Origin of the sequence: Pseudomonas sp. B23(2017), from assembly GCF_002113725.1 — a bacterium.
Taxonomy (GTDB): domain Bacteria; phylum Pseudomonadota; class Gammaproteobacteria; order Pseudomonadales; family Pseudomonadaceae; genus Aquipseudomonas; species Aquipseudomonas putida_Z.
This window is the reverse complement of the sequence record NZ_NEJM01000016.1, coordinates 1-23,727: the sequence shown is the minus strand read 5'-3', so window position 1 is coordinate 23,727 and position 23,727 is coordinate 1. Positions and strand designations below refer to the sequence as shown.

General features: G+C 58.1%; 21 protein-coding genes and 4 tRNA genes. All 25 read right to left on the bottom strand.

All coding sequences use genetic code 11. The features are described from left to right. Positions 1-5: 5 nt before the first annotated feature. A complete protein-coding gene (gene rplB / locus CAG46_RS22225) occupies positions 6-830 on the bottom strand; it encodes a 50S ribosomal protein L2 (protein ID WP_015268750.1) in 825 nt (274 codons plus the stop codon). Between the two features lie 14 nt (positions 831-844). Beyond that, the gene (gene rplW, locus CAG46_RS22220; RefSeq protein WP_003255484.1) at positions 845-1,144 is read right to left on the bottom strand and encodes a 50S ribosomal protein L23; all 300 of its coding nucleotides are present in this window, start codon (positions 1,142-1,144) and stop codon (positions 845-847) included. Further along, the gene (gene rplD / locus CAG46_RS22215; protein WP_008089819.1) at positions 1,141-1,743 is read right to left on the bottom strand and encodes a 50S ribosomal protein L4; all 603 of its coding nucleotides are present in this window, start codon (positions 1,741-1,743) and stop codon (positions 1,141-1,143) included. The genes rplW and rplD overlap by 4 nt, the downstream gene beginning before the upstream one ends. Positions 1,744-1,755: 12 nt before the next feature. Next, positions 1,756-2,391: a 50S ribosomal protein L3 gene (rplC, locus tag CAG46_RS22210; RefSeq protein WP_003257089.1), complete on the bottom strand. Its 636-nt coding sequence runs from the start codon at positions 2,389-2,391 to the stop codon at positions 1,756-1,758. 80 nt (positions 2,392-2,471) lie between these two features. After that, positions 2,472-2,783, bottom strand: a complete 312-nt coding sequence (gene rpsJ / locus CAG46_RS22205) for a 30S ribosomal protein S10 (RefSeq protein ID WP_003186070.1) — start codon at positions 2,781-2,783, stop codon at positions 2,472-2,474. A 141-nt stretch (positions 2,784-2,924) separates the two neighbouring features. After that, the gene (gene tuf / locus CAG46_RS22200) at positions 2,925-4,118 is read right to left on the bottom strand and encodes an elongation factor Tu (RefSeq protein WP_013970626.1); all 1,194 of its coding nucleotides are present in this window, start codon (positions 4,116-4,118) and stop codon (positions 2,925-2,927) included. A gap of 27 nt (positions 4,119-4,145) precedes the next feature. After that, the gene (fusA, locus tag CAG46_RS22195) at positions 4,146-6,293 is read right to left on the bottom strand and encodes an elongation factor G (protein ID WP_025337489.1); all 2,148 of its coding nucleotides are present in this window, start codon (positions 6,291-6,293) and stop codon (positions 4,146-4,148) included. 30 nt (positions 6,294-6,323) lie between these two features. Beyond that, positions 6,324-6,794, bottom strand: a complete 471-nt coding sequence (gene rpsG, locus CAG46_RS22190; protein WP_003246741.1) for a 30S ribosomal protein S7 — start codon at positions 6,792-6,794, stop codon at positions 6,324-6,326. A 106-nt stretch (positions 6,795-6,900) separates the two neighbouring features. Next, complete coding sequence (rpsL, locus tag CAG46_RS22185) at positions 6,901-7,272, bottom strand: 30S ribosomal protein S12 (RefSeq protein WP_003255492.1); 372 nt, start codon at positions 7,270-7,272, stop codon at positions 6,901-6,903. Positions 7,273-7,483: 211 nt separating this feature from the next. Next, complete coding sequence (gene rpoC / locus CAG46_RS22180) at positions 7,484-11,683, bottom strand: DNA-directed RNA polymerase subunit beta' (protein ID WP_075044428.1); 4,200 nt, start codon at positions 11,681-11,683, stop codon at positions 7,484-7,486. Positions 11,684-11,747: 64 nt separating this feature from the next. Then, the gene (gene rpoB / locus CAG46_RS22175) at positions 11,748-15,821 is read right to left on the bottom strand and encodes a DNA-directed RNA polymerase subunit beta (RefSeq protein WP_013970631.1); all 4,074 of its coding nucleotides are present in this window, start codon (positions 15,819-15,821) and stop codon (positions 11,748-11,750) included. A 220-nt stretch (positions 15,822-16,041) separates the two neighbouring features. Continuing rightward, entirely contained in the window at positions 16,042-16,413 is a 372-nt protein-coding gene (gene rplL, locus CAG46_RS22170) for a 50S ribosomal protein L7/L12 (RefSeq protein ID WP_013970630.1), read from the bottom strand. 78 nt (positions 16,414-16,491) lie between these two features. Continuing rightward, on the bottom strand, positions 16,492-16,992 hold the full coding sequence (gene rplJ, locus CAG46_RS22165; protein ID WP_003257082.1) for a 50S ribosomal protein L10: 501 nt from the start codon (positions 16,990-16,992) through the stop codon (positions 16,492-16,494). 197 nt (positions 16,993-17,189) lie between these two features. Continuing rightward, positions 17,190-17,885: a 50S ribosomal protein L1 gene (gene rplA, locus CAG46_RS22160; RefSeq protein ID WP_013970629.1), complete on the bottom strand. Its 696-nt coding sequence runs from the start codon at positions 17,883-17,885 to the stop codon at positions 17,190-17,192. After that, positions 17,885-18,316: a 50S ribosomal protein L11 gene (gene rplK, locus CAG46_RS22155; RefSeq protein ID WP_003255500.1), complete on the bottom strand. Its 432-nt coding sequence runs from the start codon at positions 18,314-18,316 to the stop codon at positions 17,885-17,887. The genes rplA and rplK overlap by 1 nt, the downstream gene beginning before the upstream one ends. Before the next feature lie 119 nt (positions 18,317-18,435). Beyond that, entirely contained in the window at positions 18,436-18,969 is a 534-nt protein-coding gene (nusG, locus tag CAG46_RS22150) for a transcription termination/antitermination protein NusG (protein ID WP_003255501.1), read from the bottom strand. Between the two features lie 9 nt (positions 18,970-18,978). After that, positions 18,979-19,347 (bottom strand): preprotein translocase subunit SecE, encoded by a 369-nt coding sequence (gene secE, locus CAG46_RS22145; protein ID WP_003257081.1) that lies wholly within the window; start codon positions 19,345-19,347, stop codon positions 18,979-18,981. 44 nt (positions 19,348-19,391) lie between these two features. After that, positions 19,392-19,467, bottom strand: a tRNA-Trp gene (locus CAG46_RS22140). Positions 19,468-19,521: 54 nt separating this feature from the next. Then, positions 19,522-20,715, bottom strand: a complete 1,194-nt coding sequence (tuf, locus tag CAG46_RS22135; protein ID WP_085617761.1) for an elongation factor Tu — start codon at positions 20,713-20,715, stop codon at positions 19,522-19,524. 78 nt (positions 20,716-20,793) lie between these two features. Then, positions 20,794-20,869, bottom strand: a tRNA-Thr gene (locus CAG46_RS22130). A 29-nt stretch (positions 20,870-20,898) separates the two neighbouring features. Next, positions 20,899-20,972: transfer RNA gene (locus CAG46_RS22125), tRNA-Gly, on the bottom strand. Positions 20,973-20,996: 24 nt separating this feature from the next. Further along, positions 20,997-21,080 (bottom strand) — tRNA-Tyr (locus CAG46_RS22120). A gap of 152 nt (positions 21,081-21,232) precedes the next feature. Next, on the bottom strand, positions 21,233-21,658 hold the full coding sequence (locus CAG46_RS22115; RefSeq protein WP_025337487.1) for a hypothetical protein: 426 nt from the start codon (positions 21,656-21,658) through the stop codon (positions 21,233-21,235). A 7-nt stretch (positions 21,659-21,665) separates the two neighbouring features. Next, the gene (locus CAG46_RS22110) at positions 21,666-22,415 is read right to left on the bottom strand and encodes a pantothenate kinase (protein WP_085617759.1); all 750 of its coding nucleotides are present in this window, start codon (positions 22,413-22,415) and stop codon (positions 21,666-21,668) included. Then, complete coding sequence (gene birA, locus CAG46_RS22105; protein ID WP_025337485.1) at positions 22,405-23,364, bottom strand: bifunctional biotin--[acetyl-CoA-carboxylase] ligase/biotin operon repressor BirA; 960 nt, start codon at positions 23,362-23,364, stop codon at positions 22,405-22,407. The genes CAG46_RS22110 and birA overlap by 11 nt, the downstream gene beginning before the upstream one ends. Positions 23,365-23,727: the final 363 nt, after the last annotated feature.

Here is a 23,727-nt window from a genome sequence, read left to right as displayed (position 1 = left end):
TCTAGTTACTTGCGACGACGGACGATCATGTTGTCGGTACGCTTATTACCACGGGTCTTCGCACCCTTGGTTGGGAAGCCCCATGGCGATACCGGATGACGACCACCGGAGGTACGACCTTCACCACCACCATGTGGGTGGTCAACCGGGTTCATGGCAACACCACGAACGGTTGGGCGAACGCCGCGCCAGCGTTTGGCACCAGCTTTACCCAGCGAACGCAGGCTGTGCTCGGAGTTCGAGACTTCGCCCAGGGTCGCACGGCACTCAGCCAGTACTTTACGCATCTCACCGGAACGCAGACGCAGAGTCACGTAGACGCCTTCACGAGCGATCAGCTGAGCCGAAGCACCAGCGGAACGAGCGATCTGAGCACCTTTACCCGGCTTCAGTTCGATGCCGTGGATGGTGCTACCTACTGGGATGTTGCGCAGCTGCAGGGAGTTACCGGCCTTGATTGGGGCCAGGGCACCTGCGATCAGCTGGTCGCCAGCGCTCACGCCTTTAGGGGCGATGATGTAGCGACGCTCACCGTCTGCGTAGCACAGCAGGGCGATGTGAGCAGTACGGTTCGGGTCGTATTCAATACGCTCGACAGTGGCTGGGATGCCATCTTTGTCGTTGCGACGGAAGTCGACCAGACGGTAATGCTGCTTATGACCACCACCAACGTGACGAGTGGTGATGCGGCCATTGTTGTTACGACCACCAGACTTCGATTTCTTCTCGATCAGCGGTGCGTGAGGAGCGCCTTTGTGCAGCTCCTGGTTGACCACCTTGACCACGAAACGGCGGCCAGGGGAAGTCGGTTTGCATTTAACGATTGCCATGATGCACCCCTTCCTTACTCAGCACTGCTGCTGAAATCGAGATCTTGGCCTGGCTGAAGGGAGACGATCGCCTTCTTCCAGTCATTGCGCTTGCCCAGACCACGTGCGGTACGCTTGGTTTTACCCAGAACGTTAACAGTCGACACGTTTTCAACTTTTACGTTGAACAGGCCTTCGACAGCTTTCTTGATTTCCAGCTTGGTTGCATCGGTAGCAACCTTGAATACGAACTGGCCTTTTTTCTCAGCCAGAACGGTAGCCTTCTCGGAAACGTGCGGGCCAAGGAGGACTTTGAATACGCGTTCCTGGTTCATCCCAGCAGCTCCTCGAATTTCTTCACGGCCGAGACAGTGATCAACACTTTCTCGTATGCGATCAGACTGACCGGGTCGGAACCTTGTACGTCACGTACGTCGACGTGCGGCAGGTTGCGAGCAGCCAGGTACAGGTTCTGATCAACAGCGTCGGAAACGATCAGTACGTCGTTCAGACCCATGCCGTTCAGCTTGTTCAGCAGATCTTTGGTTTTCGGTGCTTCAACAGCGAAGTCCTGAACCACGACCAGACGGTCGCTACGCACCAGCTCAGCGAGGATGGAGCGCAGGGCTGCGCGATACATCTTCTTGTTGAGCTTCTGCGAGTGATCTTGAGGGCGAGCTGCGAAGGTTACACCACCGCCACGCCAGATCGGACCACGAGTGGTACCAGCACGAGCACGGCCAGTACCCTTCTGACGCCATGGGCGCTTACCGCCACCAGCCACGTCGGAACGGGTCTTCTGCTGCTTGGTGCCCTGACGGCCGCCGGCCATGTAGGCCACGACTGCTTGGTGTACCAGCGTCTCGTTGAATTCGCCACCGAAAGTCAGTTCGGAAACTTCGATCGCCTGAGCGTCATTTACATTGAGTTGCATGTCAGTTTCCCCTTAACCGCGAGCCTTGACAGCTGGACGTACAACCACGTCGCCGCCAGTAGCGCCTGGAACGGCACCCTTGACCAGCAGCAGGTTGCGCTCAGCGTCTACGCGAACTACTTCCAGGGACTGAACAGTCACGCGCTCGGCGCCCATGTGACCGGACATTTTCTTGCCCTTGAACACACGACCAGGAGTCTGGCACTGGCCGATGGAACCTGGGACACGGTGCGACACGGAGTTACCGTGGGTGTTGTCCTGGCCACGGAAGTTCCAGCGCTTGATGGTACCGGCGAAGCCTTTACCTTTGGACTGACCAGTAACGTCTACCAGCTGGCCTGCAGTGAAGAGTTCAGCTTTGATCAGATCGCCAGCCTGGAAATCGCCTTCTTCAAGACGGAACTCCCAGACACCGCGACCAGCGGCAACGTTGGCCTTGGCGAAGTGACCTGCCTGAGCGGCAGTCACACGCGAAGCACGACGCTCGCCGACAGTGACTTGCACTGCACGGTAGCCATCGGTTTCTTCAGTTTTGAACTGGGTGACACGATTCGGCTCGATCTCGATGACCGTGACCGGAATGGAGACACCTTCTTCGGTGAAAATGCGGGTCATACCGCACTTGCGACCGATTACACCAATAGTCATGTTGTAAACCTCATGAGTGTACGGGGCTTTCACCCGCTATGGCCGCCCATTTCAGAGCGTTACACGACCAGACCGAAGTCTTAGCCGAGGCTGATCTGTACTTCCACACCTGCCGCCAGATCAAGCTTCATCAGCGCGTCAACGGTTTTATCCGTTGGCTGGACGATGTCCAGAACACGCTTATGAGTGCGAATCTCGTACTGGTCACGCGCGTCTTTGTTGACGTGCGGGGAGACCAGAACGGTGAAACGCTCTTTGCGGGTAGGCAGTGGAATTGGACCACGCACTTGTGCACCAGTACGTTTCGCGGTTTCCACGATTTCCTGGGTGGATTGGTCGATCAGGCGATGGTCGAAAGCCTTCAACCTGATACGGATTTGCTGATTTTGCATTGGATTTCAGACTCCAGGCTGTTCCCAACGGACGCACTACGCCCGCTAAAAGGAGGCGTGATTCTATAGACGCCCCAATTTAGTGTCAACCCAATAAAAAAAACCCCCGCTGAGCGGGGGTTTTTTCAATCGGTCGAGTGATTACTCGATGATTTTGGCTACGACGCCGGCGCCGACGGTACGACCGCCTTCACGGATAGCGAAGCGCAGACCGTCTTCCATTGCGATGGTCTTGATCAGGGTAACAGTCATCTGAATGTTGTCACCTGGCATTACCATTTCAACGCCTTCCGGCAGTTCGCAGTTACCGGTCACGTCAGTGGTACGGAAGTAGAACTGAGGACGGTAGCCTTTGAAGAACGGAGTGTGACGACCGCCTTCTTCCTTCGACAGAACGTAGACTTCTGCGGTGAACTTGGTGTGCGGCTTGACCGAACCTGGCTTGACCAGAACCTGGCCACGCTCAACGTCGTCACGCTTGGTACCACGCAGCAGAACGCCGCAGTTCTCGCCAGCACGGCCTTCGTCCAGCAGCTTGCGGAACATCTCAACACCGGTGCAGGTGGTGGTGGTGGTGTCACGCAGACCAACGATTTCCAGCGGATCCTGAACGCGGACGATACCACGCTCGATACGACCGGTAACAACGGTACCACGACCCGAGATCGAGAATACGTCTTCGATCGGCATCAGGAACGGCTGGTCAACGGCACGAACTGGCTCAGGGATGTAGGCATCCAGAGTTTCTACCAGCTTCTTGACAGCGGTAGTACCCATTTCGTTGTCGTCTTTGCCTTCCAGGGCCATACGAGCCGAACCGATGATGATCGGGGTGTCGTCGCCTGGGAAGTCGTAGGTGGACAGCAGGTCGCGAACTTCCATCTCGACCAGTTCCAGCAGCTCGGCGTCGTCTACCAGGTCAGCCTTGTTCAGGAAGACCACGATGTAAGGAACGCCTACCTGACGGGACAGCAGGATGTGCTCACGGGTTTGTGGCATCGGACCATCGGCGGCCGAGCAAACCAGGATCGCGCCGTCCATCTGGGCAGCACCGGTGATCATGTTCTTCACGTAGTCAGCGTGACCTGGGCAGTCAACGTGAGCGTAGTGACGAATGTTCGAGTTGTACTCGACGTGAGCGGTGTTGATGGTGATACCGCGCGCTTTTTCTTCCGGAGCCGAGTCGATCTTGTCGAACTCAACGACTGCCGAACCGAAAACTTCGGAGCAGACGCGAGTCAGAGCTGCGGTCAGAGTGGTCTTACCGTGGTCAACGTGGCCGATGGTGCCGACGTTAACGTGGGGAAGGGAACGATCAAATTTTTCTTTAGCCACGACAGTGAACCTCTTGCCTAAAGGGGATTAGCCTTGTTTTTTAACGAGTGCTTCGACGATGTTCGACGGAGCTTCGGCGTATTTGGAGAATTCCATGGAGTAGCTTGCGCGACCCTGAGACATGGAACGAACGTCGGTTGCGTAACCGAACATTTCTCCGAGCGGAACTTCAGCGCGGACGACACGGCCAGAGACCGACTCATCCATACCCTGGACCAGACCACGACGACGGTTCAGGTCACCCATCACGTCACCCAGGTAGTCTTCCGGGGTTACAACTTCGACCTTCATGATCGGCTCGAGAACCACGCCACCGCCCTTCTGGGCCAGTTGCTTGGTTGCCATCGAAGCAGCGATCTTGAACGCCATTTCGTTGGAGTCGACGTCGTGGTACGAACCGTCGAATACCGCGGCCTTCAGGCCGATCAGAGGATAGCCGGCAACAACGCCGTTCTTCATCTGCTCTTCGATACCCTTCTGGATCGCAGGGATGTATTCCTTAGGAATCACACCACCAACGACTTCGTTGGCAAACACCAGACCTTCGGTGATGTTGCCCTTGTCGTCCTGATCCGGCTCCGAGAAACGGATCCAGCAGTGACCGAACTGACCACGACCGCCCGACTGACGAACGAACTTGCCTTCGATCTCGACGTTGGACTTGGTGATCTTCTCGCGGTACGAAACCTGCGGCTTGCCGATGTTGGCTTCGACGTTGAACTCGCGCTTCATGCGGTCAACGAGGATGTCCAGGTGCAGCTCACCCATACCGGAGATGATGGTCTGACCAGTTTCTTCGTCGGTCTTGACGCGGAACGACGGGTCTTCCTGGGCCAGCTTGCCCAGTGCGATACCCATCTTCTCCTGGTCAGCCTTGGTTTTCGGCTCTACGGAGAGCGAAATCACAGGCTCTGGGAAGTCCATACGCTCGAGGATGATCGGCTTGTCGGCGTTGCACAGGGTGTCACCAGTGGTGACGTCCTTCATGCCGATCAGAGCGGCGATATCGCCCGCACGTACTTCTTTGATCTCTTCACGCTGGTTGGCGTGCATCTGCACCATACGACCAACGCGCTCTTTCTTGCCCTTGACCGAGTTGATGACGGAGTCACCGGAGGTCAGGAAGCCCGAGTAAACGCGAACGAAGGTCAGAGTACCAACGAACGGGTCGGTGGCAATCTTGAACGCCAGAGCCGAGAACGGCTCGTTGTCGTCAGCGTGACGCTCGTCGAACTGCTCTGGCTTGACTTCGTCCTTCGGCACGTCGATCAGGTCAGGGTGGATACCCTTGATCGCCGGGATCTCGGTCGGAGCAGGCAGGAAGTCGATCACGGCGTCGAGAACCAGGGGAACGCCCTTGTTCTTGAACGACGAACCGCAGACAGCCGGAACGATCTCGCTGGCCAGGGTGCGCGCGCGCAGGCCTGCCTTGATTTCCTCGACGGTCAGCTCACCTTCTTCAAGGTACTTGTTCATCAGCTCTTCGTTGGCTTCGGCGGCGGCTTCAACCATGTTGTTGCGCCACTCGTTAGCCAGCTCGACCATATCCGCAGGAATTTCTTCCTCGCGGTAGGTGGTGCCCTTGTCGTCTTCGTTCCAGTAGATGGCTTTCATCTTGATCAGGTCGACCTGACCCTGGAAGTCATCTTCTGCACCGATAGCCAGCTGGACCGGAACCGGGGTGTGACCCAGGCGGTTCTTGATCTGGCCGACAACGCGCAGGAAGTTGGCACCAGCACGGTCCATCTTGTTCACGTAAACAACACGTGGAACGCCGTACTTGTTGGCCTGACGCCATACGGTTTCGGACTGCGGCTCAACGCCGGAGGTACCGCAGAACACAACGACCGCGCCGTCGAGTACACGCAGCGAACGCTCTACTTCAATGGTGAAGTCAACGTGGCCGGGGGTATCGATGACGTTTACGCGGTAGTTGTCGTACTGACCACGGGAACCTTTCCAGAAGGTGGTAACGGCAGCGGAGGTAATGGTGATACCGCGCTCCTGCTCCTGCACCATCCAGTCGGTGGTCGCGGCGCCGTCGTGCACCTCGCCCATCTTGTGGCTCAGACCTGTGTAGAACAGGATCCGCTCGGTAGTGGTAGTCTTGCCCGCGTCAACGTGGGCGCAGATACCGATGTTACGGTAGCGGTTAATTGCTGTAGTACGAGCCATAAAGCCCTCGCAAAATGATTGATGCTTGAATTAGAAGCGGTAGTGCGAGAACGCTTTGTTGGCCTCGGCCATACGGTGCACGTCTTCACGCTTCTTGACTGCAGCACCCTTGCCTTCAGCAGCATCCAGCAGCTCGCCGGCCAGGCGCAGAGCCATCGACTTCTCGCCGCGCTTGCGGGCGTAGTCTACGAGCCAGCGCATTGCCAGAGCGTTACGACGGGATGGACGAACTTCAACCGGAACCTGGTAAGTGGCACCGCCGACACGGCGGGACTTAACTTCGACCAGCGGAGCGATGGCGTCGAGAGCTTTCTCGAAGATTTCCAGGGGGTCGCTGTTCTTGCGAGCTTTGACGGTATCCAGGGCACCGTAAACGATGCGCTCGGCTACGGCCTTCTTGCCGCTTTCCATCACGTGGTTCATGAACTTGGCGAGGATCTGGGATCCGTACTTCGGATCGTCAAGGATCTCACGTTTTGCTGCTACACGACGTCTTGGCATGATAAGCCCTCAAACGGTCTTCAGGTTAGCCCGGGACCAGGTCATTCGACCTACGCCCGACCTTACTCTTATCGACTCAAAAAAATGGATGTCTGCAAACGACCGATTACTTCGGACGCTTGGTACCGTACTTCGAACGACCCTGGTTACGGCCTTTAACGCCCGAAGTATCCAGAGAGCCGCGAACGGTGTGGTAACGAACACCTGGCAAGTCTTTTACACGGCCGCCACGGATCAGGACGACGCTGTGCTCTTGCAGGTTGTGGCCTTCACCACCGATGTACGAGGAAACCTCGAAACCGTTGGTCAGACGCACACGGCATACTTTACGCAGTGCCGAGTTAGGTTTTTTCGGCGTGGTGGTGTACACGCGGGTGCACACGCCACGACGCTGCGGGCAGTTCTGCAGCGCAGGAACGTCGGACTTCTCGACCGAACGCTTACGCGGCTGACGTACCAGCTGGTTGATAGTTGCCATCTACTAGCTCCACTGATTGTCTTGCGACTCTATTGTCTTGCAAGAAAGCCAAAAATTGGCGAGACGGAGCCTCACCAAATTTAAGGGTACAAAAGTCTAAAGAGGATCTTGCACCCAGTCAAGACGAGGCCCCGGCCCTCCCCGCCCGATCATCGGCAACATTTCATGTCGCCACTGATCGCTCGGGGCTTGCCGGGGCCCTGCCCTGTACTTAGTTACCGCTGGAGTTCAGCGCTTCGGTCAGTGCGGCTTCCACCTCACTGGCGCTCACACGCAGCGGCTTGTCGGCATCACGGCGACGCTTGCGCTCGCTGTGGTAGGCCAGACCAGTACCGGCCGGGATCAGACGACCCACGACCACGTTCTCTTTCAGGCCGCGCAGGTAGTCGCGCTTGCCGGTTACCGCCGCTTCGGTCAGTACGCGGGTGGTTTCCTGGAAGGAAGCCGCGGAGATGAACGACTCGGTCGACAGCGACGCCTTGGTGATACCCAGCAGCACGCGGGTGAACTTGGAGATGAACTTGTCCTCGGCGGCGAGACGCTCGTTCTCTACCAGTACCTGGGTCAGTTCCATCTGGTCGCCCTTGATGAAGCTGGAATCGCCCGACTCGGAGATCTCGACCTTGCGCAGCATCTGACGCAGGATGGTCTCGATGTGCTTGTCGTTGATCTTAACGCCTTGCAGACGATAAACGTCCTGGATCTCGTTGACGATGTACTTCGCCAGCGCGCTCACACCCAGCAGACGCAGGATGTCGTGCGGATCGCTCGGGCCGTCGGAGATAACTTCGCCGCGGTTTACCTGTTCGCCTTCGAAGACGTTCAGGTGGCGCCACTTCGGAATCAGCTCTTCGTACGGATCGCTACCGTCGGTCGGGGTGATGACCAGACGACGCTTGCCTTTGGTCTCCTTGCCGAACGCGATGGTGCCGCTGACTTCAGCCAGAATCGAGGCCTCTTTCGGACGGCGCGCTTCGAACAGGTCGGCAACACGCGGCAGACCACCGGTGATGTCACGGGTCTTCGACGTTTCTTGCGGGATACGCGCGATAACGTCACCAACACCGATCTGAGCACCGTCAGCCACGCCGACGAGGGCGTTAGCCGGCAGGAAGTACTGGGCAGGTACGTCAGTACCTGGCAGGTACAGGTCCTTGCCAGCGGCGTCGACCATCTTGATTGCCGGACGGATTTCCTTGCCTGCGGCAGGGCGATCCTTGACGTCCAGTACTTCAATGTTGGTCAAGCCGGTCAGCTCATCGGTCTGACGCTTGATGGTGATGTTTTCTTCCATGCCCACGAAGGTCACGGTACCTTTCAGCTCGGTAACGATCGGGTGGGTGTGCGGGTCCCACTTGGCGACGATGGCGCCAGCTTCGACCTTGTCACCTTCCTTGACCGAAATCACCGCACCGTAAGGCAGCTTGTAACGCTCACGCTCACGGCCAAATTCGTCGGCGATGGCCAACTCACCCGAACGCGATACGGCAACCAGGTTGCCATCGGCACGCTCAACCTGCTTGAGGTTGTGCAGACGCACCATACCGCCGTTCTTCACCTGGACGCTGTCGGCAGCCGAAGTACGGCTTGCAGCACCACCGATGTGGAACGTACGCATGGTCAGCTGGGTACCCGGCTCACCGATCGACTGGGCAGCGATAACGCCGACAGCTTCACCGATGTTCACCTGGTGACCGCGAGCCAGGTCACGGCCGTAGCACTTGGCGCAAATGCCGTAGCGGGTTTCGCAGTTGATCGGCGAACGCACGATCACTTCGTCGATGCTGTTCAGCTCGATGAACTCGACCCACTTCTCGTCGACCAGGGTACCGGCCGGAACGATGACGTCCTCGGTGCCTGGCTTGAACACGTCACGGGCGATAACACGACCCAGTACACGCTCACCCAGCGGCTCTACAACGTCGCCGCCTTCGATGTGCGGAGTCATCAGCAGACCCTGGTCGGTACCGCAGTCGATCTCGGTAACCACCAGATCCTGGGCAACGTCTACCAGACGACGAGTCAGGTAACCGGAGTTCGCAGTCTTCAGTGCGGTATCCGCCAGACCCTTACGAGCACCGTGGGTCGAAATGAAGTACTGCAGAACGCTCAGGCCTTCACGGAAGTTCGCAGTGATCGGCGTCTCGATGATGGAGCCGTCCGGCTTGGCCATCAGGCCACGCATACCGGCCAGCTGACGGATCTGGGCTGCGGAACCCCGCGCACCGGAGTCAGCCATCATGTACATCGAGTTGAAGGACTCTTGCTCGACTTCCTTGCCTTCGCGGTCAATGACCTTCTCTTTCGAGAGGTTGGCCATCATCGCTTTGGACACTTCGTCGTTCGCCTTCGACCACAAGTCGATGACCTTGTTGTACTTCTCGCCCTGGGTTACCAGGCCGGAGGCGTACTGGCTCTCGATTTCCTTCACTTCGTCGGTAGCGGTACCGATGATGCGAGCTTTCTCGTCCGGGATAACGAAGTCGTTAACACCGATCGAAACGCCGGAAATGGTCGAGTAAGCGAAACCGGTGTACATCAGCTGGTCAGCGAAGATAACGGTCTCTTTCAGACCAACCACGCGGTAGCACTGGTTGATCAGCTTGGAGATCGCCTTCTTCTTCATCGGCTGGTTGACCACGTCGTACGGCAGGCCTGCCGGTACAACCTGGAACAGCAGCGCACGGCCGACGGTGGTGTCGACGATGCGGGTGTTCTTGACCACGGAACCGTCACGCTCTTTCACGGTTTCGTTGATACGAACCTTGATTTTCGCGTGCAGGGCGGCCTCGCCGGCGCGGAATACGCGGTCGACTTCCTGCAGGTCGGCGAACACGCGACCTTCGCCCTTGGCGTTGATGGCCTCACGGGTCATGTAGTAAAGACCCAGTACCACGTCCTGCGACGGAACGATGATTGGCTCACCGTTGGCTGGCGACAGGATGTTGTTGGTCGACATCATCAGCGCGCGCGCTTCGAGCTGGGCTTCCAGGGTCAGCGGCACGTGAACGGCCATCTGGTCACCGTCGAAGTCGGCGTTGTACGCGGCACAGACCAGCGGGTGCAGCTGGATAGCCTTACCTTCGATCAGAACCGGTTCAAATGCCTGGATACCCAGACGGTGCAGGGTCGGTGCACGGTTGAGCAGCACGGGGTGTTCGCGGATCACCTCGGCGAGTACGTCCCACACCTCTGGCAGCTCGCGCTCGACCATCTTCTTGGCAGCCTTGATGGTGGTCGCCAGACCACGCATTTCCAGCTTGCCGAAAATGAACGGCTTGAACAGCTCGAGGGCCATCTTCTTCGGCAGACCGCACTGGTGCAGACGCAGGGTCGGGCCTACGGTAATTACCGAACGGCCAGAGTAGTCCACACGCTTACCGAGCAGGTTCTGACGGAAGCGACCTTGCTTACCTTTGATCATGTCGGCCAGGGACTTCAGCGGACGCTTGTTCGAGCCAGTGATGGCGCGACCGCGACGGCCGTTGTCCAGCAGGGCGTCGACCGCTTCCTGCAGCATGCGCTTTTCGTTGCGCACGATGATGTCCGGCGCCGACAGATCCAGCAGGCGCTTCAGACGGTTGTTACGGTTGATCACCCGACGATACAGGTCGTTCAGGTCGGAGGTCGCGAAGCGGCCGCCATCCAGCGGTACCAGCGGACGCAGGTCCGGCGGCAGCACTGGCAGGACGGTCAGGACCATCCACTCAGGCAGGTTGCCCGAACCCTGGAACGCTTCCATCAGCTTCAGGCGCTTGGACAGCTTCTTGATCTTGGTTTCCGAGTTGGTCTGCGGAATCTCTTCGCGCAGGCGACCGATCTCGTGCTCCAGGTCGATAGCGTGCAGCAGCTCGCGGACAGCCTCGGCACCCATGCGGGCGTCGAAGTCATCACCGAACTCTTCCAGCGCTTCGAAGTACTGCTCGTCGTTCAGCAGCTGGCCTTTTTCCAGGGTGGTCATGCCCGGGTCGATAACAACGTAGCTCTCGAAGTAGAGCACGCGCTCGATGTCACGCAGGGTCATGTCCATCAGCAGGCCGATACGGGACGGCAGCGACTTCAGGAACCAGATGTGGGCAACCGGCGAGGCCAGTTCGATGTGCGCCATGCGCTCACGACGAACTTTTGCCAGGGCAACTTCAACGCCGCACTTCTCGCAGATCACGCCGCGGTGCTTGAGGCGCTTGTACTTGCCGCACAGGCACTCGTAGTCCTTGACTGGGCCAAAGATCTTGGCGCAGAACAGGCCGTCACGCTCAGGCTTGAACGTACGGTAGTTGATGGTTTCCGGCTTCTTAACTTCACCGAACGACCACGAACGGATCATTTCAGGCGACGCCAGACCGATGCGGATGGCGTCGAACTCTTCGACTTGACCCTGGTTTTTCAGCAAATTCAGTAGGTCTTTCAAGGCCTTTCCTCCTGGCGGAGCAGGGAGCGGGCATTACCTGCCCCACTCCCCTTCGCGTCACGTGTTATTCGGTTTCCAGATCGATATCGATACCGAGCGAACGGATCTCTTTGATCAACACGTTGAAGGACTCGGGCATGCCCGGCTCCATACGGTGATCGCCATCCACGATGTTCTTGTACATCTTGGTACGGCCGTTCACGTCGTCCGACTTCACTGTGAGCATTTCTTGCAGGGTGTATGCCGCGCCGTATGCTTCCAGCGCCCACACTTCCATCTCCCCGAAACGCTGACCACCGAACTGCGCCTTACCACCCAGCGGCTGCTGGGTAACCAGGCTGTAGGAACCAGTGGAACGCGCGTGCATCTTGTCGTCCACCAAGTGGTTCAGCTTGAGCATGTACATGTAACCAACGGTCACAGGACGCTCGAACTTGTTGCCGGTACGGCCATCGAACAGCACCATCTGGCCGCTCTCTGGCAGGTCGGCCAGCTTCAGCATGGCCTTGATCTCGCGCTCCTTGGCACCGTCGAAGACCGGGGTGGCCATTGGCACGCCCTTCTTCAGGTTGTGGGCCAGGGCCAGGATCTCTTCGTCGGTGAACTCGTCCAGGTTTTCCTGACGACCGCCGATCTCGTTGTAGACCTCGGTCAGGAACACGCGCAGTTCAGCGGCCTTGCGCTGCTCTTCGATCATGCGGTCGATCTTCTCGCCCAGACCCTTGGCCGCCAGGCCCAGGTGGGTTTCGAGGATCTGACCGACGTTCATACGCGAAGGTACACCCAGCGGGTTCAGTACGACATCGACCGGAGTACCGTTGGCGTCGTGCGGCATGTCTTCGACCGGCATGATTACCGAGACGACACCCTTGTTACCGTGACGACCGGCCATCTTGTCACCCGGTTGGATGCGACGACGGATTGCCAGGTAAACCTTGACGATCTTCAGCACGCCCGGTGCCAGGTCATCACCCTGCTGCAGCTTGCGCTTCTTGTCTTCGAACTTGTCGTCCAGCAGACGGCGACGATCGACGATGTACTGCTGAGCCTTTTCCAGCTGCTCGTTCAGTGCATCTTCGGCCATGCGCAGTTTGAACCACTGGCCGTGCTCCAGACCGTCCAGTACTTCGTCAGTGATCACGGTACCTTTCTTCAGGCCCGCGCCACCGTCGACCACCTGGCCGTTCAGGGCAGAACGCAGACGCTCGAAGGTTGCACCTTCGACGATGCGGAACTCTTCGTTGAGGTCCTTGCGGATCTCGTCCAGCTGCATCTTCTCGATGGCCAGGGCGCGGCTGTCGCGCTCGACGCCATCACGGGTGAAGACCTGTACGTCGATGACGGTACCCTTGGTGCCGGTTGGCACGCGCAGGGAGGTGTCCTTAACGTCGCTGGCCTTCTCACCGAAGATTGCGCGCAGCAGTTTTTCTTCCGGAGTCAGCTGGGTTTCGCCTTTTGGCGTTACCTTGCCGACCAGGATGTCGCCAGCGCCGACTTCGGCACCCACGTAGACGATACCGGCTTCGTCCAGCTTGTTCAGTGCGGCTTCACCCACGTTCGGGATGTCCGCAGTGATTTCCTCTGGGCCAAGCTTGGTATCACGCGCCACACAGGTCAGTTCCTGGATGTGGATGGTGGTGAAGCGGTCTTCCTGGACCACACGCTCGGACAGGCAGATGGAGTCTTCGAAGTTGAAGCCGTTCCACGCCATGAACGCGATGCGCATGTTCTGACCCAGTGCCAGTTCACCCATGTCGGTGGACGGGCCGTCGGCCATGATGTCGCCACGCTGAACCTTGTCACCTTTGCTCACCAGCGGACGCTGGTTGATGCAGGTGTTCTGGTTCGAACGGGTGTACTTGGTCAGGTTGTAGATATCCACACCTGCTTCGCCGGTTTCAACTTCGTCGTCAGCAACGCGAACAACGATACGGCTGGCGTCGACCGAGTCGATCACGCCACCGCGGCGAGCAACCACGCAGACACCGGAGTCACGGGCAACGTTGCGCTCCATGCCGGTACCTACCAGCGGCTTGTCGGCGCGCAGGGTCGGTACAGCCTGACGCTGCATGTTCGAACCCATCAATGCACGGTTGGCGTCGTCGTGCTCGAGGAACGGAATGAGCGACGCAGCGACGGAAACAACCTGCTTCGGCGAAACGTCCATCAGGGTGACGTCTTCCGGCGCCTTGACGGTGAATTCGTTCAGGTGACGAACAGCTACCAGCTCATCGATCAGCTGCTTCTTCTCGTTCATCGCGGCCGAAGCCTGGGCGATGACGTGATCCGCCTCTTCAATGGCCGACAGGAACACGATGTCGTCGCTGACCACGCCTTCCTTCACCACGCGGTACGGGCTTTCCAGGAAGCCGTACTGGTTGGTGCGGGCATAGGCAGCCAGGGAGTTGATCAGACCGATGTTCGGACCTTCAGGGGTCTCGATCGGGCACACACGGCCGTAGTGGGTCGGGTGTACGTCACGGACTTCGAAGCCGGCACGCTCACGGGTCAGACCACCTGGGCCGAGTGCGGAGACGCGGCGCTTGTGGGTAATCTCGGAGAGCGGGTTGTTCTGGTCCATGAACTGGGACAGCTGGCTGGAGCCGAAGAACTCTTTCACCGCCGCCGCAACCGGCTTGGCGTTGATCAGGTCTTGCGGCATCAGGCCTTCGCTTTCCGCCATCGACAGGCGTTCCTTGACCGCGCGCTCGACACGCACCAGGCCAACGCGGAACTGGTTCTCGGCCATCTCGCCGACGCAACGTACGCGACGGTTACCCAGGTGGTCGATGTCGTCGACGATGCCTTTGCCGTTACGGATGTCGACCAGGGTCTTCAGAACCTCGACGATATCTTCCTTGCTCAGCACGCCCGAACCTTCGATCTCGGTACGACCGATACGACGGTTGAACTTCATGCGGCCAACGGCGGACAGGTCGTAACGCTCGGCGCTGAAGAACAGGTTGTTGAACAGGGTCTCGGCAGCATCCTTGGTTGGCGGCTCGCCAGGACGCATCATGCGGTAGATCTCGACCAGGGCTTCCAGCTGGTTGCTGGTGGTGTCGATCTTCAGGGTATCGGAGATGAACGGACCGCAATCGATGTCGTTGGTGTACAGGGTCTCGATACGGACAACCTGTGCCTTGGCGACCTTGATCAGCAGTTCGGTGGTCATCTCGGTGTTGCATTCGGCCAGGATCTCGCCGGTAGCCGGATGCACGATGGCCTTGGCGGTAGTGCGGCCCAGGACGTATTCCATAGGAACGTCCAGCTGCTTGACGCCGGCCTTCTCGAGCTGGTTGATGTGGCGCGCGGTAATACGGCGACCCTGCTCGACGATGACTTTGCCGGTTTCGTCATGGATATCCATGACTGCAACCTCACCACGCAGACGCTGCGGTACCAGTTCCAGGCTGAGCTTCTCGCCGGAAATGTGGAACACGTTGGTGGTGTAGAAGGTGTTCAGCACTTCTTCAGTGCTGTAACCCAGGGCACGCAGCAGCACCGAGGCCGGCAGTTTGCGGCGACGGTCGATACGTACGAACACGCAGTCCTTCGGGTCGAACTCGAAGTCCAGCCAGGAGCCACGGTAAGGGATGATGCGAGCGGAGTACAGCAGCTTGCCGGAGCTGTGAGTCTTGCCACGGTCGTGGTCGAAGAACACACCAGGCGAACGGTGCAGCTGGGAAACGATCACACGCTCGGTACCGTTGATAACGAAGGTACCGTTCTCAGTCATCAGGGGGATTTCACCCATGTAGACTTCTTGCTCTTTGATGTCCTTGATCGCTTTGTTCGACGATTCCTTGTCGAAGATGATCAGGCGCACCTTGACCCGCAGTGGGACCGCGAAGGTCACGCCACGCAGGACACATTCCTTCACATCGAAGGCGGGTTCGCCCAGGCGATAGCCTACGTACTCCAGGGCAGCATTGCCGGAGTAGCTGATGATCGGGAATACCGATTTGAAGGCCGCGTGCAGGCCGACGTCGCGGAACTGATCCTTGGATGCTCCCGCTTGCAGGAATTCGCGATACGAATCCAGCTGGATGGCCAGGAGGTAAGGCACATCCATGACGTCCGGCAACTTGCTAAAGTCCTTGCGGATACGTTTTTTCTCAGTGTATGAGTAAGCCATCAGCGTTCCCCAGCTTGGTCACCTGCTTGTTTGGCTTCTCCCGGCGGGAGCAGCCAGAAAATCGTGCAAACCCCTTGGTTTGCGCCACCCACATGGGTGTCTTGCAGCTTGTTATCGGGGCCGGCCTGACCGGCCACCAATAACGGAAAAAGGCCGGTGGCATAAGCCACCAGCCATCAGCCCTTCGCTCAACGCTCGGACTGGAGTCGCAAGGTCGAGATTACTTCAGCTCGACTTTAGCGCCAGCTTCTTCCAGCTTCTTCTTCGCGTCTTCAGCGGCTTCTTTCGAAACGCCTTCAGCGATAACCTGAGGAGCGCCGTCGACTTTCTCTTTGGCTTCTTTCAGGCCCAGACCGGTCAGTTCACGAACGGCCTTGATCACGTTTACTTTCTTGTCGCCAGCTTCGGTCAGAACGACGTTGAACTCGGTCTGTTCTTCAACAGCGGCAGCAGCGCCAGCGGCTGGGCCAGCGGCAACAGCGGCAGCAGCGGTAACGCCGAAGGTTTCTTCCATCGCTTTGATCAGTTCAACAATTTCCAGAACAGTTTTCTGGCCGATTGCTTCGATGATTTGCTCGTTAGTCAGAGACATGACTTCAATCCTGTATTGGGGTGACAGCCTACGCAGCCATCAAATTAAACGTATGATTTTGAAAGAGTTGCGCGTGCCTTAGGCAGCAGCAGCTTCTTTCTGGTCGCGCAGAGCTGCCAGGGTACGAGCCAGCTTGCTGGTTGCACCTTGGATTACGCTCATCAGCTGTGCGATAGCCTCGTCGCGAGTTGGCAGGGTTGCCAGCACGTCGATCTGGTTAGCGGCAAGGAACTTGCCGTCAAACGCAGCTGCCTTGATCTCGAACTTGTCCTGACCCTTGGCGAACTCTTTGAACAGACGAGCAGCAGCGCCCGGGTGTTCGTTGGAGAAAGCAATCAGGGTCGGGCCTTTGAACGCGTCGTTGAGGATCGAGAATTCGGTGCCTTCAACAGCGCGCTTCAGCAGGGTGTTACGTACGACACGTACGTAAACGCCAGCTTCGCGGGCCTCTTTACGGAGTCCGGTCATTGCGCCTACAGTCACACCACGGGCATCAGCCACGACAGCGGACAGAGCGACTTTGGCAGCCTCGTTGACTTCAGCGACGATGGCCTTCTTGTCTTCGAGTTTAATTGCCACGGGTTTACTCCTGGTTTTTACCGTTTCATCTGGCCGGAGCCGGATGTCGTTTTGGTGTCTGATTCGGTAACGAATCGGGAGCACCATCTGCGTGGGCTGGTGTTTTAAGGCTTGCGCCGCCTACGGTCTTGGATAGCCCCCGCCAGGCAGGGACCCCAATTTTTGCTGGTGGCGCGACAGGTCGCGCCACCATGTTCTTACACGTTCAGCGAGCTCTGATCGATGACCAGACCTGGGCCCATGGTGGTGCTCAGGGTAACGCGCTTGACGTAGATACCTTTCGAGGAAGCTGGCTTGATACGCTTCAGATCAGCGATCAGGGCTTCAACGTTTTCCTTCAGCTTGCCGGCTTCGAAGCCGACCTTGCCAACGGAGGTGTGGATGATACCGTTCTTGTCGGTACGGTAGCGAACCTGACCAGCCTTGGCGTTCTTGACGGCGCCGGCTACGTCTGGGGTCACGGTACCAACTTTCGGGTTAGGCATCAGGCCGCGAGGACCCAGAACCTGACCCAGCTGACCTACAACGCGCATGGCATCAGGCGATGCGATAACGACGTCATAGTTCAGGTCGCCGCCTTTCATTTCGGCAGCCAGATCGTCCATACCTACGCGGTCAGCGCCGGCAGCCAGAGCGGCTTCAGCAGCTGGACCCTGGGTGAAGACAGCAACGCGAACGGTCTTGCCAGTGCCGTGCGGCAGCACGGTAGCGCTGCGTACGACCTGGTCGGATTTACGCGGGTCAACACCGAGGTTAACGGCGATGTCGTAGGATTCTACGAACTTGGCAGCCGGCAGCGAAGCCAGCAGAGTGGCCGCTTCTTCGAAGTTGTAGGCCTTGCCTGCTTCGATTTTCTCGGCGATTGCCTTTTGGCGTTTGGTCAGCTTAGCCATTACACACCCTCCACGTTCAGGCCCATGCTGCGGGCAGAGCCAGCGATGGTGCGTACAGCAGCGTCCAGGTCAGCGGCAGTCAGATCAGCCTGTTTAGCTTTGGCGATGTCTTCCAGCTGAGCACGGGTAACGGTACCGACTTTAACGGTGTTCGGGCGAGCCGAACCACTGGTCAGGCCAGCAGCTTTCTTCAGCAGAACCGAGGCAGGGGTGCTCTTGGTCTCGAAGGTGAAGCTACGGTCGCTGTAGACAGTGATGATCACAGGAGTCGGCAGGCCGGCTTCTTGACCCTGGGTACGGGCGTTGAAGGCCTTGCAGAATTCCATGATGTTCACACCGTGTTGACCCAGTGCTGGACCAACGGGTGGGCTTGGGTTGGCCTGGCCGGCCTTAACTTGCAGCTTGATGTAAGCCTGAATCTTCTTAGCCATGAGCTACTCCAAAATCGGGTACGAACGCCTGCTGGCTCCCCGGATGACTTGCGTTTTATCCCAGTGACGACAAAACCCCGCAGCACACAGGGCTGCGGGGTATGGGATGCTTCGTCCGCCTAGACCTTTTCGACCTGGCTGAACTCGAGCTCCACCGGAGTAGAGCGACCGAAAATGAGCACCGCTACCTGCAGGCGACTCTTTTCGTAGTTAACCTCTTCGACACTACCATTGAAGTCAGCGAACGGACCGTCAATGACTCGAACCACTTCACCCGGCTCGAACAGCGTCTTCGGCTTCGGCTTGTCGCTACCGTCGGCAACGCGACGCAGGATAGCCTCTGCTTCTTTATCGGTGATCGGCGCAGGCTTGTCTGCGGTGCCACCAATAAAGCCCATCACACGAGGGGTGTCCTTGACCAAGTGCCAAGTCCCTTCGTTCATCTCCATCTGGACCAGTACATAGCCAGGGAAGAATTTACGCTCACTCTTGCGCTTCTGGCCGTTGCGCATTTCGACGACTTCTTCGGTCGGGACCAGGATCTCGCCGAAACCGTCTTCCATGCCAGCCAGCTTGACGCGCTCGATCAGGGAGCGCATTACATGCTTCTCGTAACCCGAGTAAGCATGCACAACATACCAACGCTTAGCCACGGGACACCTTTAGCCAACGATCAAGGAGACCGCCCAGCCGAGCAGGGAATCAAGACCCCACAGCAGCAGTGCCATAACCAGCACGACAGCCACGACAATCAGCGTGGTCTGGGTGGTTTCCTGGCGGGTCGGCCACACGACTTTACGAATCTCGGTACGAGCTTCCTTCGCCAGCGCAAAGAACGACTTGCCCTTCGCAGTCTGCAGAGCTACAAAGCCCGCGACAGCAGCCAGGACGAGAAGTGCGAGGACGCGATACAGGATCGGGGAGGCGGAGTAATACTGGTTACCCACTACACCGACAACCACCAAAGCCACTACAGCCAGCCACTTGAACAGATCAAAACGCGATTCTTGGGCTTCAGTTTTGGGAGTCATCGAGGAGGATCCTGTGAGAAGAAAGCCATCACACCGAGGTGAAATGGCAGGTCAGGAGGGAATCGAACCCCCAACCTACGGTTTTGGAGACCGTCGCTCTGCCAATTGAGCTACTGACCTGTAACGCTGTATCAGGCCGGCCATTATACCGGCCTGATCATGTAAATCAACTACTTATTCAATAATTTTTGCTACGACGCCGGCGCCGACGGTACGACCGCCTTCACGAATAGCGAAGCGCAGACCGTCTTCCATTGCGATGGTCTTGATCAGGGTGACAGTCATCTGAATGTTGTCACCTGGCATTACCATTTCAACGCCTTCCGGCAGTTCGCAGTTACCGGTCACGTCAGTGGTACGGAAGTAGAACTGAGGACGGTAGCCTTTGAAGAACGGAGTGTGACGACCGCCTTCTTCCTTCGACAGAACGTAGACTTCTGCAGTGAACTTGGTGTGCGGCTTGACCGAACCTGGCTTGACCAGAACCTGGCCACGCTCAACGTCGTCACGCTTGGTACCACGCAGCAGAACGCCGCAGTTCTCGCCAGCACGACCTTCGTCCAGCAGCTTGCGGAACATCTCAACACCGGTGCAGGTAGTGGTGGTGGTGTCACGCAGACCAACGATTTCCAGCGGATCCTGAACGCGGACGATACCACGCTCGATACGACCGGTAACAACGGTACCACGACCCGAGATCGAGAATACGTCTTCGATCGGCATCAGGAACGGCTGGTCAACGGCACGAACTGGCTCAGGGATGTAGGCATCCAGAGTTTCTACCAGCTTCTTGACAGCGGTAGTACCCATTTCGTTGTCGTCTTTGCCTTCCAGGGCCATACGAGCCGAACCGATGATGATCGGGGTGTCGTCGCCTGGGAAGTCGTAGGTGGACAGCAGGTCGCGAACTTCCATCTCGACCAGTTCCAGCAGCTCGGCGTCGTCTACCAGGTCAGCCTTGTTCAGGAAGACCACGATGTAAGGAACGCCTACCTGACGGGACAGCAGGATGTGCTCACGGGTTTGTGGCATCGGACCATCGGCGGCCGAGCAAACCAGGATCGCGCCGTCCATCTGGGCAGCACCGGTGATCATGTTCTTCACGTAGTCAGCGTGACCTGGGCAGTCAACGTGAGCGTAGTGACGAATCTTCGAGTTGTACTCGACGTGAGCGGTGTTGATGGTGATACCGCGCGCTTTTTCTTCCGGAGCCGAGTCGATCTTGTCGAACTCAACGACTGCCGAACCGAAAACTTCGGAGCAGACGCGAGTCAGAGCTGCGGTCAGAGTGGTCTTACCGTGGTCAACGTGGCCGATAGTGCCGACGTTAACGTGGGGAAGGGAACGATCAAACTTTTCCTTAGCCATCGATACAATCCTCCGCAGAAGAAATAGTCTTGCGCTGATAAAACAAAGGCAGATATTTTCATATCTGCCTTGTTTATGTGGAGCTCTTGAGCGGACTTGAACCGCTGACCTCACCCTTACCAAGGGTGTGCTCTACCAACTGAGCTACAAGAGCGAAACACTTTGTGCAAAATCCAGCAAACTTGGAGCGGGTAGCGGGAATCGAACCCGCATCATCAGCTTGGAAGGCTGAGGTTCTACCACTAAACTATACCCGCGGAGCTTGCGGCTCTCGCTAAAACTGGTGGAGGGAGAAGGATTCGAACCTTCGAAGCTCTCGCAACGGATTTACAGTCCGTCCCCTTTGACCGCTCGGGAATCCCTCCAGATGTGGCCGGCATTCTATTTGTCTGCCGTCCTAGTGTCAAGCGTTTTTTCAAATTTTTTCAATCAAATCTGAAACTTAGCTGCTTTGACACCGCTTCCAGTTCTGCCACCTGAGTGGTGTTCCCTGTGAAGCGGGCGCCATTCTATCAAGCTATTCGCCAGTTGCAATACCCTGGCAGAAAATAATTTTGTGTTTTAAGTCTTTGAAATCGTTGGAAAGAGTCGCGAGCACGGTTTGGTCCAGCAAACGCTCGCTTTCCGGGGCAACCTTGAGCCAACGACCATCCGCCCCTGGCAGCTGCCCCACCACCGGCAGCGTGGCAATATCCAGGCTCAATAGGCGCTGACGCAGTGCATCGAGCTGGCCCTGCCCCATCACGCCACCGACCACCAGGCACTCATCCCGGCGCTTGGGTGGCGCCGACACCCCCGTTTCGCGCAACAGGCGGATTTCTTGCTGATTCCCCTTGTACAGCGACAGGGGCGCGACTTCCTTGACCTTCAGCGGGGCTTCCTGCTGGTGCCACACGTAATAGAAGACGTTGAGCACCAGTAACAACAGAAACAACCAACGCATAGGCACCTCAATCCAATGGGCAGGCCATAGCCAGGCCTACGAAAACCAGGTCAGGCACGACACGCGCCTGGGGCACGGCCTCCCTAACCAGCGGCGCATCGCCACCTGTGAGAAACACCGTGAAATCGTCCCCCCACAACGCACGCGCCTGCTCGAGCTGGGTACGCGCAAAACCCTGGAGCATCAATACGCAACCGCGCTCGACCGCCTCGACCGTCGAGCGACCTGGCGCCAGGCTGGCCAATGCACGCTCGGCCGAGGCATCGTCATAACGGATACGCCGGGTGTGAGTACGCAACTGGCTACGCATCAATGGCATACCCGGGCAGATGTAGCCACCCAGGTGCTCACCGTCCGCCGCAACGAAATCCGCTTTGGCAGCGGTGCCCAGGTCAATGACCAGGCAAGCGCCCTTGGCCAGGTGAAATGCTCCCAGCGCCGCCAACCAACGGTCCATGCCCAGGCGCTGGTAGTCGTCATAGCCATTGCTCACACCCGCCATTTCCTGGGCGGGGTGCGCCACGCGCGCTTGCACGGCAAATGCCTGGGCAATCAGCGCGCAAAGCGCATCGGTTTCTTCCTCACTGCGCACACTTACAATGCGGCAGCCGGTCAGACGTACCGAAGCCAGCGCAGCCACTTCGGCCACCAGCGCCTGATCGGAGTCGACGATACCGCCGCTTTCAATCGCTGCATCAGCGACGTGGATTACCCGCCACTTGATGAAGCTGTTACCGCAATCGAGCTCAAGAATCATCACGCAACCTCAAACTGAGCTCACCACCACTGAAGCTCTTTTCCACCCCGTCCACCTCAAGGCGCAAGCCGCCCTGCCCGTCGACGCCAAGAACCACGCCATCAATACGCGTGCTACCGGCAACCAGAGAAACATTGCGCCCCTGCCAGAGGTGCGCCTGCTCCCATTCTTCCTGGAATGCGGCAAACCCGTAGCGACGATGCCGTGCCAATTCGTGCTGCAATTGCTGACTGAGCAACGCTACCAGCCGGTTACGGTCGACTGCCGCCCCTACTTCGCGGCGCATCGAGGTCCACACCTGGTCGACCTGATCGTTGACCTGCATGTTCACATTGATGCCGATACCCAGCACCACATGACAGACATCTGCCGGGTCACCCACCAACTCCAGGAGGATACCGGTGATCTTCTGCCCGCGAACGAGGACATCGTTGGGCCATTTGAGCCCCACATCCTTAACCCCAAACGCCTGCAGGGTACGCATTACCGCCAACCCCACCACCAGGCTCAAGCCCTCGAGCTGGCGCATGCCGCCATCCACACGGAGTACCAGGCTGTAATAGAGGTTTTCGGCAAACGGGCTGACCCACTGCCGACCGCGACGACCACGGCCGGCGCTCTGGCGCTCGGCCAGGACCAGGAATGGAGCGTTCTGCCCTTCCCCGGCGAGCCGCAGGCCTTCGGCATTTGTCGAGTCGATGGTTTCGTGGATGAAAACGGGCCACTGCTCGCCTTCGGCAAACCCGGCAATCGCTTGTGCATCGAGCAAAGCCAGTGGCGCCGCCAACTGATAGCCGCGACCACGAACCTTGTGAATGGTGAGGTTCAGTTCGCTCTCCAGGTGCTGCAGCTGCTTCCAAACGGCGCTGCGACTTACCCCGAGGGCCGACCCCAGAGCTTCTCCGGAATGGAACCGACCATCCTTGAGGAGATTCAACAACTTCAGCATGCCAGTCTCGACTTGGAATAAGGCAGGCATGATAGCTATGGGCTGTTGGCTTGCATAGGAAAAGGGCTGCCGGCGGGGTGAAGGCCACTTCCACAGCATACCCTGGACCCGCGCCATACCCGTGGGAGCGGCTTTAGCCGCGAAGCGGGCGACGCGGTGGATGGCACCGGCTTTGCCGGTGTTCGCGGGTGAACCCGCTCCCACAGAGGAGGGTTGTGCAGGCCTGTTTTTTTTGCCAGAAAGACAAAACCCCTACCTGCATGCGCAGATAGGGGTTTTGCGAAATGAATCTTGACGATGACCTACTCTCACATGGGGAAACCCCACACTACCATCGGCGATGCATCGTTTCACTGCTGAGTT

Excerpts from the sequence above, each read along its gene's own strand:
- rplB (WP_015268750.1), bottom strand. The coding sequence starts at position 830 with ATGGCAATCGTTAAATGCAAACCGACTTCCCCTGGCCGCCGTTTCGTG.
- rplW (WP_003255484.1), bottom strand. The coding sequence starts at position 1,144 with ATGAACCAGGAACGCGTATTCAAAGTCCTCCTTGGCCCGCACGTTTCC.
- rplD (WP_008089819.1), bottom strand. The coding sequence starts at position 1,743 with ATGCAACTCAATGTAAATGACGCTCAGGCGATCGAAGTTTCCGAACTG.
- rplC (WP_003257089.1), bottom strand. The coding sequence starts at position 2,391 with ATGACTATTGGTGTAATCGGTCGCAAGTGCGGTATGACCCGCATTTTC.
- rpsJ (WP_003186070.1), bottom strand. The coding sequence starts at position 2,783 with ATGCAAAATCAGCAAATCCGTATCAGGTTGAAGGCTTTCGACCATCGC.
- fusA (WP_025337489.1), bottom strand. The coding sequence starts at position 6,293 with ATGGCTCGTACTACAGCAATTAACCGCTACCGTAACATCGGTATCTGC.
- rpsG (WP_003246741.1), bottom strand. The coding sequence starts at position 6,794 with ATGCCAAGACGTCGTGTAGCAGCAAAACGTGAGATCCTTGACGATCCG.
- rpsL (WP_003255492.1), bottom strand. The coding sequence starts at position 7,272 with ATGGCAACTATCAACCAGCTGGTACGTCAGCCGCGTAAGCGTTCGGTC.
- rpoB (WP_013970631.1), bottom strand. The coding sequence starts at position 15,821 with ATGGCTTACTCATACACTGAGAAAAAACGTATCCGCAAGGACTTTAGC.
- rplL (WP_013970630.1), bottom strand. The coding sequence starts at position 16,413 with ATGTCTCTGACTAACGAGCAAATCATCGAAGCAATCGGCCAGAAAACT.
- rplA (WP_013970629.1), bottom strand. The coding sequence starts at position 17,885 with ATGGCTAAGCTGACCAAACGCCAAAAGGCAATCGCCGAGAAAATCGAA.
- rplK (WP_003255500.1), bottom strand. The coding sequence starts at position 18,316 with ATGGCTAAGAAGATTCAGGCTTACATCAAGCTGCAAGTTAAGGCCGGC.
- secE (WP_003257081.1), bottom strand. The coding sequence starts at position 19,347 with ATGACTCCCAAAACTGAAGCCCAAGAATCGCGTTTTGATCTGTTCAAG.
- tuf (WP_085617761.1), bottom strand. The coding sequence starts at position 20,715 with ATGGCTAAGGAAAAGTTTGATCGTTCCCTTCCCCACGTTAACGTCGGC.
- CAG46_RS22115 (WP_025337487.1), bottom strand. The coding sequence starts at position 21,658 with ATGCGTTGGTTGTTTCTGTTGTTACTGGTGCTCAACGTCTTCTATTAC.
- CAG46_RS22110 (WP_085617759.1), bottom strand. The coding sequence starts at position 22,415 with ATGATTCTTGAGCTCGATTGCGGTAACAGCTTCATCAAGTGGCGGGTA.
- birA (WP_025337485.1), bottom strand. The coding sequence starts at position 23,364 with ATGCTGAAGTTGTTGAATCTCCTCAAGGATGGTCGGTTCCATTCCGGA.